This window comes from Gallibacterium genomosp. 1 (genome assembly GCF_000771875.1).
In the GTDB taxonomy this organism is placed as follows: Bacteria; Pseudomonadota; Gammaproteobacteria; order Enterobacterales; family Pasteurellaceae; genus Gallibacterium.
The window spans coordinates 62,960-87,088 of sequence record NZ_JPXX01000009.1 but is presented as its reverse complement, the minus strand read 5'-3'; the positions used below and the strand labels follow the sequence as shown (position 1 = coordinate 87,088).

The 24,129-nt window shown below is 37.0% G+C and carries 18 protein-coding genes, 2 pseudogenes and 1 riboswitch; of the genes and pseudogenes, 11 read left to right on the top strand and 9 right to left on the bottom strand.

Annotation, left to right across the window (positions count from 1 at the left end):
• From JP36_RS03645 to JP36_RS03635, 3 genes are read right to left on the bottom strand one after another with little or no spacing between them, the layout of a single operon-like run.
• A complete protein-coding gene (locus JP36_RS03645) occupies nt 1-1,197 on the bottom strand; it encodes a DegT/DnrJ/EryC1/StrS family aminotransferase (RefSeq protein WP_039172059.1) in 1,197 nt (398 codons plus the stop codon).
• A 27-nt stretch (nt 1,198-1,224) separates the two neighbouring features.
• Nucleotides 1,225-3,108: a polysaccharide biosynthesis protein gene (locus JP36_RS03640; protein WP_081964332.1), complete on the bottom strand. Its 1,884-nt coding sequence runs from the start codon at nt 3,106-3,108 to the stop codon at nt 1,225-1,227.
• Between the two features lie 18 nt (nt 3,109-3,126).
• Nucleotides 3,127-4,263 (bottom strand): LPS O-antigen chain length determinant protein WzzB, encoded by a 1,137-nt coding sequence (locus tag JP36_RS03635; protein WP_039172054.1) that lies wholly within the window; start codon nt 4,261-4,263, stop codon nt 3,127-3,129.
• 427 nt (nt 4,264-4,690) lie between these two features.
• Here JP36_RS03635 and infA point away from each other — a divergent pair, with 427 nt between their 5' ends.
• The 4 genes and pseudogenes from infA to JP36_RS03615 all read left to right on the top strand — a co-directional run bounded on the left by infA (nt 4,691) and on the right by JP36_RS03615 (nt 7,505).
• Nucleotides 4,691-4,909: a translation initiation factor IF-1 gene (gene infA, locus JP36_RS03630; protein ID WP_013746899.1), complete on the top strand. Its 219-nt coding sequence runs from the start codon at nt 4,691-4,693 to the stop codon at nt 4,907-4,909.
• A gap of 89 nt (nt 4,910-4,998) precedes the next feature.
• Nucleotides 4,999-6,285: an O-antigen ligase family protein gene (locus JP36_RS03625; protein WP_039172050.1), complete on the top strand. Its 1,287-nt coding sequence runs from the start codon at nt 4,999-5,001 to the stop codon at nt 6,283-6,285.
• Nucleotides 6,286-6,384: 99 nt separating this feature from the next.
• Nucleotides 6,385-6,693: pseudogene (locus JP36_RS03620) on the top strand (HipA family kinase); the annotation flags it as partial.
• On the top strand, nt 6,690-7,505 hold the full coding sequence (locus JP36_RS03615; RefSeq protein ID WP_039172047.1) for a DUF3037 domain-containing protein: 816 nt from the start codon (nt 6,690-6,692) through the stop codon (nt 7,503-7,505). The pseudogene JP36_RS03620 and the gene JP36_RS03615, both read left to right, overlap by 4 nt.
• 198 nt (nt 7,506-7,703) lie before the next feature.
• Here JP36_RS03615 and apbC read toward each other — a convergent pair whose 3' ends face one another.
• Nucleotides 7,704-8,822, bottom strand: a complete 1,119-nt coding sequence (gene apbC, locus JP36_RS03610; RefSeq protein ID WP_039172045.1) for an iron-sulfur cluster carrier protein ApbC — start codon at nt 8,820-8,822, stop codon at nt 7,704-7,706.
• Between the two features lie 201 nt (nt 8,823-9,023).
• Here apbC and metG point away from each other — a divergent pair, with 201 nt between their 5' ends.
• Nucleotides 9,024-11,066 carry a methionine--tRNA ligase gene (gene metG / locus JP36_RS03605; RefSeq protein ID WP_081964331.1) on the top strand — a complete coding sequence of 681 codons (2,043 nt, stop codon included), beginning with the start codon at nt 9,024-9,026 and terminating at the stop codon, nt 11,064-11,066.
• An 80-nt stretch (nt 11,067-11,146) separates the two neighbouring features.
• On the top strand, nt 11,147-12,151 hold the full coding sequence (gene rsmC / locus JP36_RS03600; protein WP_039172039.1) for a 16S rRNA (guanine(1207)-N(2))-methyltransferase RsmC: 1,005 nt from the start codon (nt 11,147-11,149) through the stop codon (nt 12,149-12,151).
• A 99-nt stretch (nt 12,152-12,250) separates the two neighbouring features.
• On the opposite strand, the gene vapC is transcribed toward rsmC, so the two are convergent.
• Nucleotides 12,251-12,658, bottom strand: a complete 408-nt coding sequence (gene vapC, locus JP36_RS03595) for a type II toxin-antitoxin system tRNA(fMet)-specific endonuclease VapC (protein ID WP_039172037.1) — start codon at nt 12,656-12,658, stop codon at nt 12,251-12,253.
• On the bottom strand, nt 12,658-12,897 hold the full coding sequence (gene vapB / locus JP36_RS03590) for a type II toxin-antitoxin system VapB family antitoxin (RefSeq protein WP_039172034.1): 240 nt from the start codon (nt 12,895-12,897) through the stop codon (nt 12,658-12,660). The genes vapC and vapB overlap by 1 nt, the downstream gene beginning before the upstream one ends.
• Before the next feature lie 145 nt (nt 12,898-13,042).
• A riboswitch (TPP riboswitch) is annotated at nt 13,043-13,142 on the top strand.
• A gap of 47 nt (nt 13,143-13,189) precedes the next feature.
• Between vapB and thiB the strand changes: the two genes are divergently transcribed.
• The 4 genes from thiB to bioB are packed head-to-tail and all read left to right on the top strand — an operon-like array spanning nt 13,190 to nt 17,482.
• Nucleotides 13,190-14,185, top strand: coding sequence for a thiamine ABC transporter substrate binding subunit (gene thiB, locus JP36_RS03585; protein WP_039172031.1), 996 nt, complete (start codon nt 13,190-13,192; stop codon nt 14,183-14,185).
• Nucleotides 14,161-15,783, top strand: coding sequence for a thiamine/thiamine pyrophosphate ABC transporter permease (gene thiP, locus JP36_RS03580; protein ID WP_039172029.1), 1,623 nt, complete (start codon nt 14,161-14,163; stop codon nt 15,781-15,783). The genes thiB and thiP overlap by 25 nt, the downstream gene beginning before the upstream one ends.
• Nucleotides 15,770-16,432 carry a thiamine ABC transporter ATP-binding protein gene (thiQ, locus tag JP36_RS03575; RefSeq protein WP_039172026.1) on the top strand — a complete coding sequence of 221 codons (663 nt, stop codon included), beginning with the start codon at nt 15,770-15,772 and terminating at the stop codon, nt 16,430-16,432. Before thiP ends, thiQ begins: the two co-directional genes overlap by 14 nt.
• A 39-nt stretch (nt 16,433-16,471) precedes the next feature.
• Nucleotides 16,472-17,482 carry a biotin synthase BioB gene (gene bioB / locus JP36_RS03570; protein WP_039172023.1) on the top strand — a complete coding sequence of 337 codons (1,011 nt, stop codon included), beginning with the start codon at nt 16,472-16,474 and terminating at the stop codon, nt 17,480-17,482.
• Nucleotides 17,483-17,621: 139 nt separating this feature from the next.
• Here bioB and JP36_RS03565 read toward each other — a convergent pair whose 3' ends face one another.
• Nucleotides 17,622-18,710 (bottom strand): ROK family protein, encoded by a 1,089-nt coding sequence (locus JP36_RS03565; RefSeq protein WP_039172018.1) that lies wholly within the window; start codon nt 18,708-18,710, stop codon nt 17,622-17,624.
• A gap of 510 nt (nt 18,711-19,220) precedes the next feature.
• Here JP36_RS03565 and JP36_RS11295 point away from each other — a divergent pair.
• Nucleotides 19,221-19,514, top strand: a pseudogene (locus tag JP36_RS11295) (YtfJ family protein).
• 46 nt (nt 19,515-19,560) lie between these two features.
• On the opposite strand, the gene malQ reads toward JP36_RS11295, so the two are convergent.
• Both malQ and glgP read right to left on the bottom strand, forming a co-directional pair.
• On the bottom strand, nt 19,561-21,633 hold the full coding sequence (malQ, locus tag JP36_RS03550) for a 4-alpha-glucanotransferase (protein ID WP_039172009.1): 2,073 nt from the start codon (nt 21,631-21,633) through the stop codon (nt 19,561-19,563).
• A 22-nt stretch (nt 21,634-21,655) separates the two neighbouring features.
• The gene (glgP, locus tag JP36_RS03545) at nt 21,656-24,052 is read right to left on the bottom strand and encodes a glycogen/starch/alpha-glucan family phosphorylase (RefSeq protein ID WP_039172004.1); all 2,397 of its coding nucleotides are present in this window, start codon (nt 24,050-24,052) and stop codon (nt 21,656-21,658) included.
• Nucleotides 24,053-24,129 lie beyond the last annotated feature (77 nt).

The following is a 24,129-nucleotide window of genomic DNA, read 5'->3' as shown; positions in this document are numbered from 1 at the left end:
CTAATCACTCAAAATTTTCTTAAATTTTTCAATAATATAATCAACTTCCTCATTTGTTAGCTGAGTATGCAATGGTAATGTTATTTCATTACAATATTGATTATATGAATTAGGATAATCATTTATCGAAAATCCCATATTTTTATAAGCTGTATGCATTGGAAGTGGTTTATAGTGTACATTCGTAGCGATGCCTGCTTCTGCCATTTTTTCAATAAATCGATTGCGATAATGTTCGTCTTTCCCAATTAGGCGAACTAAAAACAAATGACCACAGCTCGTATAATCTTTTGTAAAATGAGGGAGAATCTCCACATTACATCCTTTTAGTCCTTCTATATATCTGCCAATAATTTCTTTACGTCTAGCTAATAATAATGGATAACGTTCAAATTGAGCTAAGCCAATCGCAGCACAAATGTCCGTCATATTACATTTATAATAGCAACCTTGAATATCATATTCCCAAGCACCCAATTTTGTTTTAGCTAATGCGTCTTTATTTTGTCCATGTAGAGATAAAAGTTGAAATTGATGATAAATAGCTTCATCATCAACACCATCAATACTTCGCCAAGTAGCATATCCTCCCTCTGCTGTTGTAAGGTTTTTTACTGCATGGAAAGAAAAACTGCTAAAATCTGCAATAGCTCCTGTCATTTGATCTCTCCATATAGAACCAAGAGAATGGGCACAATCAGCCACTACGGCTATACGTCCAATTTTCGCTTGTAAATCATTTGATGATTTAAAAAGCGATTTTTTACGTTCAACAATATCAAAAATCTTATCGTAATCACAAGGTACACCAGCTATATCAATAGGAATAATGACTTTAGTTTTTTCAGTAATCGCTTTTTCTAAAGCCTCATAATCCATTTGATACGAATTAGGTGCTGTATCCACGAGAACCAGTTTAGCTCCTATGTGAACAACTGGACTTGCACTTGCTGTATAAGTATATGCACAAGTGATAATCTCATCATCTTCTTTAATATCCAAAACTCTAAGAATCAATTCTAGGGCAGCTGTTGCCGAATTTAAACAAACACCCCTTTTTATTCCCATATATGACGCAAGTCTTTGCTCTAATGTTTTAGTACGAGGACCAGTTGTAATCCAACCACTTTTTAATGCTTCAATAACCTCATTGATTTCTAAATCTGTAATATCCGGAGGAGAAAAACTGATTTTCATTACTTTATCCTTTATTTTTATTATCTATTAATGCAATTTGCGATATACCATATCACAAATCTCCGTTGTCGGATTAAACCCTGTTGATGATTTCATTAATAATTCTCTAATCTCATCAATCTTATATTCTGCACATAGTTTATCCAATTGTTCTAAAATAACTGATAACTTATCCCATTCAATCATAATTTCTGTTGCTGACATTATTCTTGGATGTGTAGTGCCGTGAACATTTTCACCAATCAATAACTCTTCATATAATTTTTCACCCGGTCTTAATCCTGTTATTTGAATTTCAATATCCCCATCGGGATTTTTTTCATTTTTAACAGTCAACCCACTTAAATTCACCATTTTTACCGCTAGATCATAAATTTTGACTGGTTCTCCCATATCCAACACAAACACATCACCACCTTTTCCCATAGCACCTGCTTGAATCACTAGCGAAGCTGCTTCAGGAATGGTCATAAAGAAACGAGTAATCCTTCGGTGCGTTAATGTGATTGGACCACCTTCACGAATCTGTTTATTGAATAATGGCACTACTGAACCTGATGAACCAAGCACATTACCAAAACGAACCATACAAAAACGAGTTGTATTCTGTTTACTAGCAAGAGCCTGCAACACTAATTCAGCCATTCGTTTAGTTGTTCCCATAATGTTAGTTGGGCGCACAGCCTTATCTGTAGAAATTAAAACAAATGTAGAAACTTTTGCTTCAATAGCTGCTTGAGCACAAGATAAAGTACCAAAAATATTATTACGAATACCTTCAACAACATTATACTCCACTAATGGAACGTGTTTATAAGCTGCAGCATGATATACTGTTTCCACTTGGAATGAACGCATAATAATATCTAAGCGATGTTTCCTTTGTACCGAACCTAATAACGGAACTAATTCAATTTTTTCTGTTCTAACATTATCATTTTGTAATAATTCTTGATGAATTTGATATAATGAAAATTCACTCAACTCAAACAAAACTAATTTTCTAGGTTGTTGCTTAACAATTTGACGGCATAATTCAGAACCAATTGATCCACCTGCACCAGTTACCATAACAACTTTATTTTTAATATCTTGATTCAATAAAGTGTCTATTGGTTTAACAATATCTCTTCCTAATAAGTCGGAAATCGAAATTTGATTTAAGCTAGTTAAATGTGCCTTACCACTAACAATATCTTCCATTCCCGGAACTGTTAGAATTTCGCATTTATATTTACTAATCCGATTAATAATCTTTTTACGTTGTGTCTGGCTTGCACTTGGCATTGCTAATAATATTTTTTTTACATTTCTGCTCTCAATTAATTTGTCTAATGATTTTGGATTATATACGGTAATACCGTGCATTACTGTTCTATGTAAATTTTTATTATCATCAACAAAACCAACCACTAAATAATTTGATGCTTGATTTAATGCTGTCAGCAACTGTCTTCCTGAACTTCCTGCCCCATAAATAATTACTCTTGTCTTATCATGACGATCATAACTCAACATTGCACGCCATAAAAAACGAGTACAAACAACAAAAATAGACAAGAAAACAAAGTATAAGAATAGAACTGTTCTTGGTAAATTAAATTGAAACGCAAATGTTACTAATAACAATGCTGCTGTTGATACCCCCGTACCAACAATAGCAACTTGCGTAAATTTAATGGTAATAAAACGAAGAACTGCACGATATAAACCTAAACGAATAAATGTCAAAATAGAGATTACACTGACACATAAAACAATATACCAGTTATCTGTTTTTATCACTTCTTCATGAAAATTAAGCCTAATTCCTAATGCTAAAAAATAGGAGCTAACAATAAAAAGAATATCAATGATTATTGAAATAACTCTTTTTACACTACGGTGTAGACTTAAAATATTATTCAGCATAATCTGTTCTCAACATTACTAATTTATTTCTTTTTTTCTTGAAATAAACGCACTTGTTACTAACACATAAATAATTGATAAAATAAGACCAATTAACATACCAGCTACTACAATTAACAATCTTTTCGGCTTATCTTTAACCACAGGATAATCCGGTGAAGAAAGATAAGTATAAGCATTTGTTTCCAATTTCCCTTCTTTAAATTTTTGAGCTAATGCTTCCAATTTCGTTATCTGTTCTTGAATCTGATAATATTTTGGTGGGTAAATGATATCGTTTTGTTTTATAGCACTAATCTGCGCACTAATATATTTTTCTCCTAAAATGAAGAGGTATGGATTATCTGATAGTGGAGATTCAGATAAAGGAATAGAGGTATCTGCTCTAATTATATTTAATAAATTATTCTCTACTTCACCAGATATTTTTGAATAATCTTTAATATCTGCCCGCTTTGCTGTATCCAAAGCTCGATGTAAATTTTCTAACTGTACATTGCGTTGAATATCGACATTTTGTTTAATTTGGTTAAGCTCAAAACGAAGATCAGTTAATTTTTCATTATAAGTAATTAGAAAAGACTTAAAATTGTAATCTAATGACTCTTGACTAATCTGCTTTATGAAGGCTTTTAATGTATCTTGAGCTAATGCTGGTGTTTCTGCGGAAAAACTCACTTGTACCCCCCCCCATAATGCTTTTGAATCTTTTTTCTCATCTGGTTTAGTAATAGTGATATTTTCTCGCACTAATTTATTTAAAATGACTCGCTGCTGCTCTTTATCCTTACCGACACTTTCTAATTTGTACACTTCCGTTTGAGATAAGAAATTTTCTCTCTCATCCAATGAATAAAGTAATTGATTGAATTTTGAAAAAAGGCTATTAGATAAACTGTTTACATCAAAATCACTACCTAAAATACGAGCATATTCACGTCTGATAGTTAGATAGTTATTTAATGAAACAGCATTAGGTGCGATTACTTCTGCTTTTGATGTCCACTGTTCTTTAGCGGTAAAAGCATAAATTGCTACTATCACCACACAGATGAAAGTTGTTGCAATAATGATAACTTTCTTTTTCCATAAAAGTATAATGAATTCAATAAGATCTATTTCATCTGATGAGCTTAGTTGTCGTTGATTTTCCATTTTGAACTATTCTTGATAAAAAATTTTTGCATATTGTAAAAGAAGTATGACGCCATTTCAATATATTCAAATTACTTAAAAAGTGTCTAGGGGGGGGGTAAATATAATTGTAAATCAACAATTTATAAAAGTTATCAAATTGTATCGTGTCGTAATATCCTACTTTGGAAAAATAGCGATTTTACTGGCAACAAATTGATTATTTTCAAGTTATTTAGTTAAAAATCGATTATTTGAGATTATTTTTTGTACAAAAGAAATGGATATCAGCGACTTCTAGTCACAGGTTTAATTGCATTTTTCAATAACTCTCTCCAATTTTTAATGCATATATATTAAAAATATGTGTATAATTACGCCGTTTAAAGCGCTACTTCGGTAGCTTTTTGTTTAATTATCAATAAAGTTGTTAACTATTAGAGGAAACATGGCAAAAGAAGATAGTATTGAAATGCAAGGTACCATTTTGGAAACCTTACCAAACACAATGTTTCGTGTTGAATTGGAAAATGGGCATGTGGTAACTGCTCATATCTCCGGTAAAATGCGTAAAAACTATATTCGTATCCTTACCGGTGATAAAGTAACTGTTGAAATGACACCTTATGACTTAAGCAAAGGTCGTATCGTTTTCCGTAGTCGTTGATCTCCATACTCCCCTTGTTTTAAATGGCAAGGGGGGGGGGGAAGATAACTACTCTTAATTAAATTTTATATATTTTTGAAGATATTATTATGTTTAATCCCCCTACTTTTCACCGTTCTATTTCATTTTTTTTAAATTTATCTGTTGCTTACTTTTTTATTGCTCTTGTTATTATTCCTAAAGCATATGGTACAGGTGTTGTTCTGGCTACTGTAGGTTTATTACTTTTTATTTTTTATGCTTTTAGAGCCAGAGAAAAATGCTTCCTTGATTCAAGCTGCTATGCTTTTGTTGTTGCTTTTTGTTTTTACTTTTTTATCTATTTACTTGATGTGTTAATTCACCAAGATTCCACTAAAATTCTTGATGGCCCAAGCCGAGCATTAACTTTTTTATTTGTCTTTTATTTGTTTAAAAATTATCCGATTAAATTACAGTTATTGTTATATGTTATTCCTTTAGGCGGAATAATTTCAGGATTATTCTCTTTTTATCAGGTTAATATCTTACATTATAATAGAGCTTTCCAATTTTCATATCAAATGCCTATCCAATTCGGTGATATTTCTATGTCATTAGGTATGTTCTGTGCTGCTATATTTTTTTATAGTTGGAATAAGAAATTAAATTTTTTAAGCATTTTATGTGTAACAGGCATAATTGGAGGAGTCATAGGAAGCCTTTTCAGTCTATCTCGTGGAGGTTGGCTACTCTCGCCATTTATTCTTTTAATCTTATTATACTTAAATAGAACCATCTTTTCTAAAAAAGCAATTATAGGATGTATTCTAACTTTTCTTGTGGCATTTAGTTTAATTATTTCAATGAATACTCCTATAAAATCACGAATAGAAATTGTTTATCAACAAATAACCAATATTTTGTCAAATCGTCAGTTATCTAACTTACCAAATGACGGTTCTGTATCTCCTAGATTAGAACTTTGGAAGGCTGGACTATTAGCTATTCAAGAAAAACCTCTCTTTGGATGGGGAGATAAAGGGGCTGATACCAAGCGAGCACAACAAGCAAAACAAGGTATTATAAGTGAGCACGATGGACAATATGGACACTCCCATAATCAATTTCTCAATGATACTTTAGAAAGAGGTGTTATCGGATTATTATCCCTTCTTGCTGTATTTTTATTTCCACTATGGCAATTCTTTAAAGCTTATCGAGAAAATAAAGATAATTTAGAAGTTAGATTATTAGCAACACTCGGTATTATTCATATCACTTCAGTAATGTCTTACGGATTAACACAAGTCTTTTTTGCACATAATTCAGGCAATATGTTCTATTTCTTTTTAACTGTCTTATTTTATGCGATGTTATTAGAATATAAAAAGCAAACCATGCATTTAAATAAATAATGACACTAAAATTAGTGGTAAAACCAAAATTTAGATTTTCTTAAACAAGAGATTATATCAATGAGGAAAATTTCTTTCATTCAAGAAAGAACTGATATGGAGGAACAGCAACAGAAAATACTCGTAATAGATCATAATCTTGCTTTTGACGAAGAAATTTCTGCATTCGATGAGCATATTTTTGCTCCTAAAAATAGAATGTGGAGATTAGATTTTGTTGATCAACAGCTATTTACAGATAGAGCTATTGACATTCTAAAGGACTTTAATCATATTTATAAACTCATACCTGATGACTGGTTTCCAGTAGATGAAGAAGAATTTAAAAAAATTGATAATTATATTAATAAGATACATACACTACTAAACCGCATAACTAACAAAGATTACTGGAGCAACATCGAATGAAACAACCAATTTTATATAGTTTTGTGAGGTTTCGACCTTACTTTGAAACAGGTGAATTCGTTAATGTTGGCTTACTGATGTGTGAACCTGAGAAACAAAAACTGAGCTATCAACTTGTTGCTAAAAATGATAAGCGTGTGAACGATTTTTTTTATCGTAGTAATATATTTAATAGCATAAGAGATACCATAAATGAGGAATTACAACATATTACCTCTCAAGTATTCAATTTAACTCCACAAGAAATGGCAACTTTCTTTCATCATTATGTTGATGTTAAGGAAGGTATTGTGCAATACAGCAATGCAGCAGTTGGTCTAGTTGATGATCCACAAGCCTATTTTAATAATTTATATACTAAATATATTCATTTATCTGGCATTAAATCCGATAATCAAGAAACAATTATGGTGAAACACTTCAAAACGATTTTTAAAGCTGAAAATGATGCTATTCTGTCGAATTACAAACAACATTCAGTAAAAGGAGAATTAACCAAATTCATCCTTCCGCTTGCTTTAAAAAATAAAGATCAGAAAGAAATCTTAAAAGCGGTTAAACCATTAGCTTTTGACCAGGATGAAAGCCCGAATATGATTGAGCATTGTGATAATTGGATATCTAAAATCAATCGAGCAGATGAAGAGGGTTTATTGAAAAAAGAAAATATCCTCTTTGCATTGGATACTGCTGACACAGCTAATAAAATCAATGTGATTGACACTATTAAACGGACTTTTGATAAGTTCAATATCAACCATATTAATCGAACCGAAGAAAATACTTTATTAGCTTTTGCTAAAAATATCTAATCTAACCTAACCTCCTCGTAGGTTTTCTTTTTCGATTCGCTGTCAAAATATGTTTATCCAATCTACATATTAACGAAATATGTTTAAAATTCTCAATTTTTTAAACATATCCTGATAGAAAGCATAAAAAACAGCTTTATATCAAAGATATAAAGCTGTTTAAAATCTGTTCTAAAAAATTTTGTCAATTTAGCAATGCTATTTCACTTCTCGAATCATAATTTCTGCCGGGATGGTTTCACCTTGCCAATAAAGTTCAGCAGCAACATTTTGTGCTAAATCTAAAAAGTCTTTGCTGATTTCATCATTAGGCGCGGCAATCACAGTCGGTTTGCCCTGATCCAAATCCTCGCGTAAACGGATATGTAGTGGCAATTGTCCCAACAATTTGATGTTGTAGCGTTTAGCAATTTTTTCTGCACCGCCAGTGCCAAAAATCGCTTCGTGATGACCGCAATTTGCACAAATATGAACGCTCATATTTTCCACAACGCCCAATACTGGCACAGAAACTCGGTTAAACATCGTGATACCTTTAATCGCATCCAATAATGCAATATCCTGCGGTGTAGTAACTACAATCGCACCAGTTACCGGAATTTGTTGTGACAATGTCAATTGAATATCACCTGTTCCCGGTGGCATATCGATCACAAGATAATCCAAATCCGTCCACCAGGTTTCATTCAATAATTGGCTCAAAGCACTGCTTGCCATTGGCCCGCGCCAGATAGTTGCACTATCCGCATCCATTAAATAGCCGATTGAGTTAGATTGCAAACCGTGTGCCACAATCGGTGTCATATGTTGATTATCCGGCGAAGTAGGGCGTTGCTCTTCAGCCCCCAACATATAAGGAATGGATGGGCCATAAATATCAGCATCTAAAATACCTACTTTCGCACCTTGTGCTTGTAATGCTAATGCCAAATTAACCGCAGTTGTCGATTTTCCTACTCCACCTTTACCAGAACTCACCGCAATAATGTTTTTCACTCCGTTTACTGCCGGTTGATTGTTAGCTCTTTTTAAAGTAGCGATTTGATAATTAAGATTCCATTCGGTTGATGCAACCTTCGCCAACCGTGCCAACGATTCACTTAATGATGCTTTCAAATCGGCAAAACCGCTGTTCCAAGCAAATGGCATTGTTAACTCAATTTGCAATTTGTTGTTTTCACAACTAATTTTTTTCACTGCTTTTAGTGTCAGCAGATCTTTTTGTAAGGTAGGATGTTGAAATTGTTCCAATTTGTCGGCAATTTGTTGCACAACATTTTCATCAAGATGAGTATAAGTAAAATTAAGACTACGCATTTATCTGTCCTTAAATTAGGTAGTGTTTAAATTAGCTCGTCTATTTAACCACGACCACAAGCAACTGTTAAGTAAAATCAATCGAAAACAGCGCTAATACATATTTGGTAGTAGTAGTTAAACTGGAAAATAGCCTGTCAATAGAGTAACATTAGCGGTTATTTTCACAATTAAAAAACGAATTAATCAAAAGGAAAAATTATGTCCAGTCGCCGTCAAATATTAGTTACTTGTGCCTTGCCTTATGCAAACGGTCCAATCCATTTAGGTCATATGCTTGAACATATTCAAGCCGACATTTGGGTACGTTTTCAACGGATGCGCGGTAATGAAATTTATTTCGTCTGTGCAGACGATGCTCACGGTACACCTATTATGTTGAAAGCGGATCAAATGGGTATCTCGCCAGAACAATTGATTGCAGATGTGCAACAACAACATATTTCTTCATTTTCCGGGTTTAATATCAGTTATGATAATTACTACTCTACTCATAGTCCGGAAAACCAAGAATTATCCTGCACAATTTATAACAAATTGAAACAAAACGGTTTTATCAAGAGCAAGACTATTTCTCAACTTTATGATCCAGAAAAAGGAATGTTCCTACCGGATCGATTTGTGAAAGGTACTTGCCCAAAATGTAAAGCTGAAGATCAATATGGTGATAACTGTGAAGTCTGTTCCGCTACTTACAGCCCAACAGAGTTGATTAATCCTCGTTCTGTCGTTTCCGGCGCAACTCCGATCCTGAAAGAATCCGAACACTTCTTCTTTGATTTACCGTCATTTGAATCTATGTTGAAAGATTGGATTAAATCTGGCACGTTGCAGACCGAAGTTTCCAATAAAATGATGGAATGGTTTGAATCTGGTTTACAGCAGTGGGATATTTCTCGCGATGCGCCTTATTTCGGTTTTGAAATTCCAAACCAACCTGGTAAATATTTCTATGTCTGGTTAGATGCCCCTATTGGTTATATGGCATCTTTCAAAAATTTATGTAATCGTAAAAATATTGATTTCGACCATTTCTGGCAACAAAACAGCAACACCGAACTTTATCATTTTATTGGTAAAGATATTGTCTATTTCCACAGTCTATTCTGGCCGGCAATGCTTGAAGGTGCAGGTTACCGCAAACCGAATAATATTTTTGTACACGGTTATGTCACTGTAAACGGTGAAAAAATGTCTAAATCCCGTGGTACTTTTATTCAAGCAAAAACCTATCTTGAATATCTTGATCCTGAATGTTTACGTTATTACTATGCAGCAAAATTAAGTGGTCGTATTGATGATTTAGATTTAAATTTGGAAGATTTTGTACAACGTGTGAACAGCGATATTGTCAATAAATTGGTTAATCTTGCTAGCCGTAATGCAGGATTTATTCAAAAGCGTTTCGATGGCAAATTAGCAGCTCGCCTACACGATCAAGCCTTATGGCAAGAATTCAGCCAACAGGCAGAACAAATTGCTCAACATTACGAAAATCGTGAATACAACAAAGCAATTCGCGAAATTATGACTTTATGCGATAAAGCCAATAAATATGTGGATGAAACCGCACCTTGGATAATTGCAAAAGATGAGAATCGCCAGCAGGAATTGCACGAGGTCTGCTCAATGGGTATTCAAATGTTTCGTATATTAATGGGCTATTTAAAACCGGTATTGCCGAAATTGGCGGAGCGTGCAGAAGCCTTTTTGCACGATGAATTGCGTTGGGAAACCTTAACTTCTCCATTATTGGCACACGAAATTGCACCGTTCAAAGCATTATTTAGTCGTTTAGAAATGAAACAGATTGAAGCTTTGATCGAAGCCTCAAAAGCAGAAAATGCTCAATTTGCAACCCAAACAGCGCCGGCAAAAATAAGTGAAACAGACAGTGAAATTGAGCCATTTGAAGAAACTATTACTATTGATGATTTTGCTAAATTGGATTTACGTGTGGCAAAAGTATTGAAATGTGAAGCCGTGCCAGAAAGTAAAAAATTATTGAAGTTCACACTTGATTTAGGTGTTGAAACTCGTCAGGTTTTTTCAGGTATCAAATCGGCTTACAACAAACCGGAAGAATTAGAGGGGAGAATGGTGATTATGGTTGCCAATCTTGCGCCTCGTAAAATGAAATTCGGACTTTCTGAAGGAATGATTTTATCTGCCGGTAGTGGTGGTGCAGATCTGTTCCTACTTGATGTCGATAGCGGTGCTAAAGCTGGTTATCGTGTCAAATAAAACCATCATAAATAGCGATGGGGTTTCTATTAGCTCCATCTTTCTTTTTATTCAATCAATTCACTTTCTAAGAAAAAACAATGTCACTCACACCCGAAAGCCAATTATTACAACGCCACCTTAATCTGTTTGAAAATGAAACTTTACTTTTTCTCGGTAATATACAGGATGATTTTCCATCACAATGTCGTATCTTAGCCAAACGGATTAATGTAGTCAGTTATTACTTTGATTATGTATGTCACGCTAAAAATCCTACTGAATTTACGCTTGAAGCTGATTATCAAGAAGCATCTCTCATCATTTTTTACTGGGGAAAAAACAAACAAGAGTGTCTATTCCAATTAACTCAAATTTTGTCGCAAGCACCTATCGGACAAAAAATTTTATTAGTAGGAGAAAATCGTGGAGGCGTTCGATCCGCAGAGAAGTTTTGTGGCAAATTAGGCGATATTTATAAAATTGATTCCGCTCGGCGATGTAGCCTTTACTATTTTGAATTACAAAAACCGGTGCAATTTACATTATCCGACTGGTGGAAACAATATACACTTCCACAATTGCCACAATTAACTATCTATGCACTGCCGGGTGTATTCAGCTCCAGTGAACTGGATCAAGGTACAGATTTATTGCTTTCAACTATGCAACAGCCTATACAAGGAAAAGTGCTGGATGTCGGTTGCGGCGCAGGTGTAATCGGTGCTTATTTGAAATTCCATTCACCTCAAATTGATCTGACAATGAGCGATATTCACGCAATGGCTATTACCTCAGCAACGCAAACGTTGCAACAAAATCAATTGCAAGGCTCCGTTATTGCCAGTGATGTTTTTTCACAAATTAATGACAAATTCGATTTAATTATCTCCAATCCGCCGTTCCATTCAGGTTTGAATACTGCTTATCAAGCAGTAGAAACCTTAATCACTGAAGCCAAGCAACATTTAAATCGTGGCGGCGAATTAAGAATTGTAGCTAATGCATTTCTGCCTTATCCGGATCTGCTTGATCGCAGTTTCGGTACACATCAGGTTCTTGCGAAAACAGGAAAATTTAAAGTTTATAGTGTGAAAAACGCTTAAATCACAGTATCCATCATAAAAAAACATACGCTTATCATGGTGTATGTTTTTTGTTATACCTTTGAAAAACAATAATAAAAGGATCGGTAGACAACTATTTTACATCGGCTTACTCCAATCTATTACTCTCACCCCATCTACCCATGAAAATTCATTCATATTGTTAGTAACAACTGTCAAGCCCAGACTTCTTGCGTGCCCAGCAATCATTGCATCATATGGTCCAATAGGTTGTCCAATTTTCGCTAATTCAGCTCTTATCTGCCCACTATGATATGCTGCCGCTTCACCATACTCCAAAATGGCTAATCTTGCACAGAAAGATTCAATAACAGCAAGATTCTGTGCCGTTTTTTTGCTTTTCTCTGCTCCATAAACCAGCTCCATTAATGTAATTGAGCTGATACAAAGCATAGATTGATTTTCATTAAATAACGGCAACAAATGTGGTGGCTTATTTTTTATCGTAAAAATAACGATATTGGTATCCAACATATATTTCAACATTATAATTCTTCCCTTTCCTGCATCTGAGGTTGTTCACGACTTAACATAAAATCGTCCGATACAGAATTTGAATCATTGAACCAACTGTCCCAAATATTATTAAGAGGTGTGATAATACGCATATCCCCTTGAATAATGATATTTACACTTTTTGTAGTATTAGGTAATTCTGCAGCTTTCGGAATTCTGATAGCTTGGCTTTTATTATTCATAAAAACAGTTGCGGTCACTACGCTCATATTTACCCTCCTTTTTGTATATGGAATAGGTATATACTATACAAACTATCATTTTAATACACAAGAGTTACTGTCTTAAGCCCTTACAAAAATAAACTTTTCACAATTTCATTGTCTAAATCGCTACAATTTCGTATAGTAACTGCCGTTCTCAACGGGGTGCATTACTAAAAGTAAGGCTGAGATAATACCCGTCGAACCTGAACTGATTAGTCGCAGCGGAGGGATTTGAGAAGCAGCTTGCTATTCAAAATCCTGTTTGCATTTATCAATAATGAAATAGGAATTCACTATGTTAAAAAAAACACTCTTCCTCAGTGCATTGACCGTTAGTACCATTTCTTTCGCCAATGCTGAAACCTTAACCGTTTATACTTATGATTCTTTTGCTTCCGATTGGGGGCCTGCACCAAAATTAGAACCTATTTTCGAAAAACAATGTGGATGTGATCTCAAATTCATCCCATTTGAAGATAGCGTCACAATGTTTAATCGGTTACGTTTAGAAGGTAAAAAAAGCAAAGCCGATGTTGTGTTAGGTTTAGATCAAAGCTTGATTGAAGCTGCGGATCAATCACAGCTATTTGCCAAAACTGACATCAGTTTAAACAATCTCCACTTACCACTAAAATGGGAAAATCAAACCTATATTCCTTATGATTTCGGTAGTTTCGCCTTTATTTATGACAAAACAAAACTCAGCAATCCTCCAAAAAGCCTAAAAGAATTGATTGAACGTCAGGATTTACGCATTATCTATCAAGATCCGCGCACCAGTTCTGTCGGTCGTGGCTTATTACTTTGGGTCAATCAGGTTTATCCGCAAGATCAAGTAGAACAAGCGTGGCAACAACTGGCAAAGCACACCGTCACTGTCGGCAAAGGTTGGACTGAAACTTACGGTGCCTTTTTGAAAGGAGAAAGCGATTTAGTATTGAGCTACCGTAGTTCACCACTCTATCACCAATTAAATGAACAGAAACAAAACTATGCAGCAACAGAATTCAGCGAAGGCAATATTTTACAAATCGAAATTGCAGCAAAATTAAAAGCAAGTAAACAAACGAAATTAGCAGATCAATTTTTACAATTTTTAATCTCACCGGAAGCACAAAATATTATCAGCCAAAGTAATGTGATGTTTGCTGTTACCGATGCAGCGATTGAACCACATTATGATCAGTTGCGTCATCGAGTACTATCTGAAAAAACTATTGATACTTCAAATATCAGCCATCAACAGACCAAGCAATGGCTTGCTGTATGGCAAAATGCGTTGGCAAAATAATGCGTTATATTGAAATAAAACGGCAACTTTTTCTGTTGCCGGGTTTAGTCATATTATTACTGCTCGCCATTATTTATGGCGGCAGCTTACAACAATTACTACAACATAGTCGCTTCTCACAATGGCTAAATTTACTGCAAAACGATTACCTGCAACAAGTTATCTTTTTCAGTTTTTATCAAGCCGGATTATCTGCCGTTTTCTCGCTGTTTTTTGGTATTCTTGTTGCCAGATCACTGTTTTATCTTGATTTTTTTGCTAAGCCCTTTTTATTAAAAATTTTTTCGCTCACCTATGTATTACCGGCACTGGTGGCGATTTTCGGCATTGTCGGTATTTACGGTTTTAATGGTTGGATTAATCAATTTCTGCGTCTATTCGGGCAGCAGCTTCCCGATATTTACGGTTTAAGCGGTATTCTAATCGCCCATCTTTTTTTCAATATTCCGTTAGCGGCAAACGTGTTATATCAACGCTTGCAACAGCTGCCTGCTTCACAATTCAAATTGGCGGCGCAACTGAATTTACGTCATTGGCGCTTTTTCCGTTGGGTGGAAATGCCGTTTTTGCGTCCAACCTGTTTTAATCTATTCGGGCTGATTTTTTTGCTCTGTTTTACCAGTTTTACCATTGTTTTAACGCTGGGCGGTGGGCCGAAATACACCACGTTGGAAGTGGCAATTTATCAGTCTATTACTTTTGATTTTGATATCGAAACCGCAGCATTATTGGCGATTTTACAATTTCTGTTCTGTTTTACCCTATTCAGTATCAACAATCGTTTCGCTCGTTATCAAAAAAGCGAAACTTCACCTCAAGCGCGCTGTTTACCCAATTTAAACCGCTATCAACGTTGCTATCACTATTTTATTTTAATCACTGCAACACTTTTCATTGTCGCTCCACTGCTGGAAACGCTATTTGCCGGATTAAATGCCCGTCATTTATGGCAACAGTTGTTACATCCGGCGTTATGGCAAGCCATTGTTTTTTCGCTATTGTTGGCACCCACTGCGGCACTGCTCTGTCTGCTGCTGACAATTGCATTGCTCTTGACCACTCGCCACCTCTATTGGCTCGGCAAGCAACGCAGCAGTCAATGGATGCTAAATATCGGCACAATTATTTTAGCTATTCCAACTTTAGTGCTGGCAACGGGGCTATTTCTTTTTCTCGCCGAGATGGAAAGCAGCACAATATTGTTATTCGTTTTAGTTGCGCTCTGTAACGCTTTAGTGGCAATGCCATTCGCCTTACAACTGCTCACCGCCCCTTTTTACAGCAATATGTTGAACTTTCAACGGCTCTGTTTATCATTAAACCTTCGTGGTTGGCAACGTTGGAAAATTGTTGAACGATCAACATTAATCCGTCCATTACGCTCGGCATTTGCCTTAGCAATGGCAATTTCGTTAGGTGATTTTACTGCCATTGCCCTTTTCGGCAATAATGGTTTCACTTCATTGCCACTACTGCTTTATCGACAATTAGGCCATTACCAAAACGATGCTGCCGCTGTAACAGCAATGGTATTATTGCTGTTTTATTTTTTCATTTTTTTATTTACGGAACAGAATCGACCCAATGATTACACTTAAACAAGTGCATTACACTTATCCACCAATGCCAATGTATTTTGATTTACAACTTACTCGAACTGAAAAAGCTGCCCTTATTGGTGCCAGTGGTGCTGGCAAATCTACCCTACTCAATCTTATTGCCGGCTTTGAATATGCAGAATCAGGAGAAATCTGGCTTAACGGTGAAAATCACACTTTCACTGAACCTTATCAACGCCCAGTATCAATGTTGTTTCAGGATAATAATCTATTTAATCATCTCACCGTTGCCGAAAATATCGCTTTAGGTTTAAAACCAAGTCTTTCGTTGAATAAAACAGAGCAAAAACAAGTCACTGATGTTGCCGAGCAAGTAGGGCTAGAACATTATTTAGCAAGACTGCCGCAACAACTTTCCGGTGGTCAAAGACAACGCATTGCCCTTGCTAGAACCTTATTACGTAATCGTCCAATCTTATTGCTAGACGAACCTTTTTCTGCGCTTGACCCTGAATTACGACAAGAAATGTTGCAACTGGTTGATAAAATCTGCTGTCAAAAACAGCTATGTCTATTATTAGTGACACATCAACTTAGCGAAGTAATTAACATTATGCAACGCGTTATTCGAATTGATAATGGCAAGATAACTGAAAATTATTTGGTGCAACACCACAATAATCGTTAGAATACAGAACTTTGTTACAAAAATGATAAGGACAGGAATATGACAACAACAACGATTGAGCTATCTTCACTCACCCCACATCCAAGTGTGGAATATTGGTCAGTATGCAAAGTGGAAGCGCTTTTTGAAACTCCATTTCTTGATTTAATCTACCGTGCAGCACAAGTTCATCGTGAAAATTTCAATCCACAAACCATTCAGCTGTCAACACTGATGTCTATTAAAACTGGCGGTTGTCCGGAAGATTGTGGGTACTGTCCTCAATCCGCCCGTTACCAAACCGGTGTGCAAAAAGAAGAACTTTTAGATATTGAAGATATTGTGGCAAAAGCCAAAATTGCTAAAGAACGAGGTGCAGGGCGCTTCTGTATGGGCGCAGCGTGGCGAGGGCCTAAACCAAAAGATATTGAAAAAGTCTCCGCTATTATTAAAGCAGTGAAAGAACTCGGACTAGAAACTTGTGGCACATTCGGTTTATTACAAGATGGAATGGCAGAACAGCTTAAAGAAGCTGGGTTAGATTATTACAACCATAATATTGATACTGCTCCGGAACATTACAAAGAGGTCATTAGCACTCGCCGTTTTGATGATCGCATCAATACTCTCGGCAAAGTACGCAAAGCTGGCTTGAAAGTATGCTGTGGCGGTATTGTTGGAATGAATGAGACTCGTAAAGAACGTGCTGGTTTGATTGCTAGTTTAGCTAATCTTGATCCACAACCAGAATCTGTCCCAATAAATCAGTTAGTTAAAGTGGAAGGCACACCAATGATGGAAGCGGAAGAATTGGATTGGACAGAATTTGTACGTACTGTTGCCGTTGCTCGCATCACAATGCCGAACAGCTATGTGCGACTTTCCGCCGGTCGTCATAAAATGCCGGAAGCAATGCAAGCACTCTGTTTTATGGCTGGTGCAAACTCCATTTTCTATGGTGACAAATTATTGGTAACTGGTAATAACGAAGAAGATCACGATCAAATGTTAATGGCCAAATTGGATTTAGTACCGGAAACATTAGAGAATAAGTTAACTTCTGAAGAGTAATTGCTGTTCAAAGCAATCTTTCTTTTTCTGAACCCAATTACCATTTGGTAATTGGGTTTAATTTATTGTTTTATTTCTTAGCATCATAGTTAAAATAGTATATAAATACTTATTCAGATACATTAATAGAGTAAATCCGTCATTGCAAAAAATGATAAATTGGGACGATGGCGGCGGCGATAGAAATATCTTCAAACTTCATTTTGGAAGCACAGAGTTGAGCGGAAGTGCGGTGTAAATTTTGCATTGTTTTTGTGTGTTTTACATAGTCAATCAACTGGTTGATTAACGGCGGTGGCAACATTCCTGTGAGGACGATAACGCGGGGATCGAGCCACGCGATGGCAGATAGCATAAGGGAATGGATTTGCTCTTGGCTGTGTGCGAGCCATTTTTGCACTTGAGGATTTTCCATTAAATTTCCTTGCAACTGCGACTCGCCGAGTTTGTCTTGCAAATATTTCCAGCTTGGGCGAGGGGCATCATAAGGGAACAATAAGCCCACTTCGCCCGCATTGCCAAAACCGCCACGGATTAGCTTACCTTGTGAAATAATCCCTGCGCCGATACCGAAATCAAGGCTGATCACCACCATATCTTCAATATCATTCCATAATCCCGAATAATATTCGCCCAGTGCCACCGTGTTAATGTTGTTCTCAATATGGCAGGGGTAGCCCAGTTTTTCGCTGAATACGTTGGCTAAGTTAGGGATATTTTGTAATAACGGAAACCAAGGGGAGGAAATGGATTGATCGGCCAATAGGTAGCCAGAAAGAGAAAAACCGATGCCGAGAATTTTTGCTTCAGCGAGAAATTTTTTGTCTAAAAGTTGCTGAAGTGCGGTGCGAATTTGTTGGCATAATTCATCAAATTGCACGCTATTGTGGTAAACATAGCGTTCATTGGCAATTTTATTGCCAATAAAATCCACGATTGCGAGCTGAAATGAGTTATCTGAAAAGGTGATACCAATCGAGCAACAAGCATTGGGATTTAAAGTTAAATGAAAAGAGGGCGTTCCCCGTTTTTTTACCATTTTCTCCGTTTCTTTAATTAAGCCGAGAAACAGCAGTTTGCGGCAATATTGCGTTACTGCCCCAGGGGTTAAACCCGATAATGCGCTTAATTCCTTGCGTGAGGGGGAATATTGGCGAATGAGCCGTAGTAACAGTTTTTCGCTGGCTTTGAGATTAAAAATAGCATTGTCTTTTTTGCTTTCAGTCATTTTTTGATCACGCCTCGTTCACGGTTTGCGATGGTTCGGGAGTACGGCTTCACATTATACAAAAGCGAAGCCGTGATCGGCTATGGGTAAAGTGCGGTGTTATTTTAAGGCATTTTTTACCGCGTTATAAAAATCGTCCATTTTGCATAAGCTCTGTGCATTGGTTGGCAATCTTCAAGCTGTAAGGTTATACGATTTGGCGGATTTGTTAAAGAGAGTTTTGTGCCGTTGTTTGATTAATATATTCGGCTTTAGTGAAAATCAGGTTTTGTTTGTAGATTGTGATAAATGGGTACTTTTTAATCAACGCTCGATTTCTCTTTGCATAAAAAAGAAGTTGAATACGATCATATAACATCCATTTATATTTAAAACTTCTAAACCAACGCCCCATCGGCACATTATCCCAACAATTTCCTCGACGACTCATACTTTGTATCAAGCCGTGTTGTTTTACACATTGCAGCAAAAGAGAAAATCAGCCGTTAATGGACGCAATTAAAACTCAACATTTCAAAAGGTTACATTCAAATCACCAACATCATTAACGCCGATGACGCCATTTGCGGCACAAGTGCTTTTGTGCGAAGCTGAACCGAAAAGACGAAAAAAGAAAATGCGTATAGCCAAATTGTGCTGGATAATCAAAGTGCGGTGAAAAATGCGTGGAAATTAAAAGAGAGAGAAAGTTTGATCGTGGTGTTGGATAAAAACGGCAAAATGAAGTTTGTTCACGAGTGGAAACTTTCTTCTGCACAGATTAATGAAGTATTGAGTTTAGTCAACAGTCTGTTGAAAAATTAATAATCATTTTGAAAAAATAGCCGATTAATCGGCTATTTTTATAGAATTAATGCGGTTTTCGGCAAGTATTTATTTTCTGTAAAAGTTGCTGAACTTCAGGATCATTAAAAATCTCTGTGATATTCTGGCTTAGTCGTCTTCGCCAGTTAGGATATTGAGTGCTTGTTCCCGGAATATTGACGGGTTCAGACATATTTAACCAATCTTCAGGCTGAAGCCCTAGCAATGCACTTTCTACCTTCCCTACATAGGCTTGCAGTTGATGATTAAATTTTTTACTAATTGGAGAGGATAAATCTTTTGGTAGATCAGGCTCAATTCCTGCTTCTGTTAGGCGTGCTAAAATTTTTGCTTTAGCTTCCTGACGCTGCTGTTGCAATATCGCCAAAATTTTTTCATTTGGGTAAATGCCGTAACGCTGTCCAAGTTCAAAATCATAGCCTCGCCAATAGCCATCAATGGTTGGCAGATCGTGCGTACTTAAGGTTGTCATTGCCTGATAAGGATAATCGGCTAAATCTCGGCTTTTTCCTTGTTCGTCAAACTCAAAATAAAACACTTTATAAGATAAAATCCCCGCGTTTTTGAGTTTACTCACGATGGCTTTCGGAACTGTGCCCAGATCTTCCCCGATAATAAGCGCTTTGTGGCGATGACTTTCTAGGGCAAGAATGGCGATCAAATCATCAACAGGATAACGAATATATGCCCCATCTTGTGCCTGGCCATTCTTAGGAATCCACCACAGTCGTAGCAGTGACATAATATGATCGATACGTAATGCACCACAGTGGTTCAAATTGGCTCGCACAAGATCAATAAAGGGTTGATAGGCTCGTTGCTGCAAAATATGTGGATTGAGCGGCGATAAGCCCCAGTTTTGCCCTTGTGGAGCTAAAATATCAGGCGGTGCACCAATGCTGGCTTTTAAGCAATAAAGTTGCTTATCACACCAAGTTTCTGCGCCTTGATCGGAAACGCCAACAGCAAGATCACGATAAAGCCCAATCGGCATTTTTAAGGTTTTGCAGAGTTCATTACATTCTTTGAGCTGAGTTTCCGCAATAAATTGTAACCACGCATAAAAATGAATGTTCGCTTGGTGGGTTTGCTGGAAGTGGGCGACCGTTTCGCTATGATAATCCTGATATTGCGTAGCCCAATAATTCCAACCCCATTGTTCAGGGAATTGCTCACTGAGATGTTGATGAAGTGCATCAAAAGTGGCTTGAATAATAAGGCTTTCCCCTTTTTGTTGGAGAAATTGCTCAAAATCAGCTTGGCGAGTAGAATTTGCCTGTTGTTGGAAAAAAGAGAAAGCAAGTCGTAGCCCTTTGAGTTTTAATGCCATCACTTCTGTGTAATGAATATGGCTTGCCGTGCGTAATTTTTCTAAGGTTTGCTGAATTTGTGGCTGCTGAAACCATTGCTGTGCTTCAGGATTTTGCTGAAATTCAGGTAATGTATTGAGATCAATATAAAGGATATTGAGCCATTTTCTTGATGAAGGACTGTAAGGGCTAGCACTTTCAGGATTAGCAGGAAAAAGAGCGTGAATGGGATTTAACCCAACGAAATCCGCCCCTGTCGCCGCAATGTGGCGTAGAAATTGTTTGAGATCGCCAAAATCGCCAATGCCCCAATTATGCTCAGATTTCAAGCTATATAATTGAATAAATGATCCCCATAGCTTTTTACCTTGTTCCATTTCTGGTGGTTGATAACAGCGTTTTGGGGCAACGATCAAGCGGCAAGCATAGTTTTTCGTCCCGACCTTTAAGGTTAAATTGTGATAACCCAACGGCAGATGATGAGGAAAACGCAGGGTATTACGTTTTACTTTCCCCTTGATTTCCCCTTGCTGATTTTCCAGTTGAAGCCGCCAATCGCCCTGCACATTGTGCTTGAGATCCGTGCGATGGAGCTTTAAAAAGTGCGGTGTGTTTTCATAAAGGATTTTTACTGGTGGCAACATCGCTGAATATGTCCCCGTATTTCCCGCAAATGCCTTAAATAAACGCTGCTGGGTTTGCAGGCTGGCAACTTTTTTTAGCCCTCGTTCATCGTAAAAATAAGGCAGTATGCCTGCTTGCTGAAATCGCTTGGTTGATCTGTTCATTGTGCTAACCTCTGTCTTTACGCTATTTTTTTAGCCAAATGCGTGATTGATAATCACGGATTGAACGATCCGAGCTGAATTTGCCAAGCCGTGCGGTGTTTAAAATGGCACTTTCTAACCACGCATCACGATCTAAATAAGCCTGGCCAATACGTTCCTGAGCTTTTCGATAGCTCTCAAAATCAGCGAAAACGAGGAATGGATCTCGCTCAAGCAAACTATCTAACATTAAGCTGAACGCCGTTTTATCCCCTTTGCTCGCTTTGCCTTTGGCCAAAAAATCCACCGCATTTTTTAAGACAGGATCATTGCGATAGTAAGTTTTCGGCGAATAGCCTTCTGCTAATAGTGTTTGAATACTTTCAACAGTATGTCCAAAGAGGAAAATGTGTTCTTGTCCTACCATTTCAGCAATTTCAACATTGGCTCCATCAAGGGTTCCTAAGGTTAATGCGCCATTTAATGCGAGCTTCATATTTCCTGTCCCTGAGGCTTCTTTCCCTGCCATTGATATTTGTTCGGAAATATCCGCCGCTGGGATAATTTTTTCTGCTAGCGATACACGATAATCAGGTAAAAACGCCACTTGTAGCTTATCTTTCATCTGTTTATCGTTATTGATGATCTCTGCGACATTGTTAATGGCGTGAATAATATTTTTCGCCAGATAATAGCCCGGTGCCGCTTTGCCTGAAAAAACAAAGAGTCTTGGCGTGTAATCTTTATTCGGATTATCTTTTAACCATTGATAGGTGGCGATAATATTTAATAAATTCAAATGCTGGCGTTTGTATTCGTGGAAACGCTTAATTTGCACATCAAAAATCGCATCTGGATTGACTGATAAGCTAAGCGTTTGCTCAATTTCTCTGGCAAGAGCCGCTTTGTTTTGCTGTTTTATATGCCAATAAGCCTCGCGGAAGTTGACATCATCAACCACATTTTCCACTTGGTGAAGTAACTCAAGATCTTTTTTCCAATCGCCTTTGACGGTTTGATCGAGCAACTGGCTTAATGCAGGGTTGGCTTGTTGGATCCAACGTCTTGGGGTAATACCATTGGTAACATTGCAGAATTTTGTTGGGAAAAGTTGGTGATATTCTGGGAAAAGCTGACTAACCAACAAATCAGAATGAATTTGAGCAACACCATTCACCGCAAAACAACTCACTACGCAAAGATTTGCCATTCTCACTCGGTAATCAAACAAAATCGCCAGTTTTTCCCATACTTTGGCATCATCGCCAAATTGTGCTTTCACTTGTTGATGGAAAAGGTGATTAATTTTTTCCACAATTTTAAAGTGACGTGGCAATAATTGTTTGAATAGGCGTTGATCCCATTGTTCTAGTGCTTCTGGCAACAAGGTGTGATTGGTGTAAGCGAAACTTTGTTGGCAAATAGACCACGCTTGTTGCCAAGTGAGTTGATACTCATCAAGTAAAATCCGCATTAATTCAGGGATAGCGAGGGTTGGGTGTGTGTCATTAAGCTGAATCACTTGGCGTTTCGGAAATTCTTCCAAGGTGAAGCCTTGTGCCAAGTGGCGAGAAAGAATATCCGCCACGGAGCAAGCACAATGGAAATATTGCTGCATTAAGCGTAACTGTTGTCCTGCACGATGATTATCGTTCGGGTATAGCACTTGGGTAAGTGCGGTGCTTTTTATTAAGGTTTTTTCCGCTGCGACAAATTTGCCCTCATTAAACTGGTTTAAATCAAAAGATTGTGGGCTGTCTGCTTGCCAGAGGCGTAGCGGTTGGATTACGTCATTTTGATAGCCCACAATCGGCAGATCAAAAGCTTTGCCTTCAATGGTTAATTTGGGTTGCCATTCATAGCGATCTCCCTCGATTGCCACCACTTTTCCGCCAAAATGCACTTGTTGGGTTTTGCTTGGATTATAGCGATGCCAAGGATATTGATTTCTTCCCCATTCATCGCCACTTTCTACTTGTTTTCCATCTTGGAAAGCCTGTTTAAACAGCCCATATTGATAATGCAGCCCGTAGCCTGTCGCCGCTTGCCCTAGCGTTGCCATTGAATCTAAAAAGCAGGCGGCTAAGCGTCCAAGTCCGCCATTGCCTAAAGCAGGATCACGCTCTTGCTCCAGAACATCGACTAGCTCAATCTGATACTGGGCTAAATAGGTTTTGATCGCTTCATAATAGCCCAAATTCATCAGGTTATTCCCCGTGAGGCGGCCAATGAGAAATTCCATAGAAAGATAATTGATATGGCGCGTTTCTTCAATTTTTCCTTGTGGTTTTTGCGAGGCAATCTCGAGAACGGAATGGGCAATAACCTGATACCATTGCTCAAGGGTAAATTGTTGCGGCGAACTAAGTTCAAAAAAACGGCAGTATTTTTGTACATTATTATCAAATAACGCCATTTCATTTGTATGAGAAATAGACATAAAAACTCCTTTTAAGGCATAAATTAAACATTCTTCTTGTTTTATTATGCTCGGCAGGAGAAAAAATAAATCCTCCT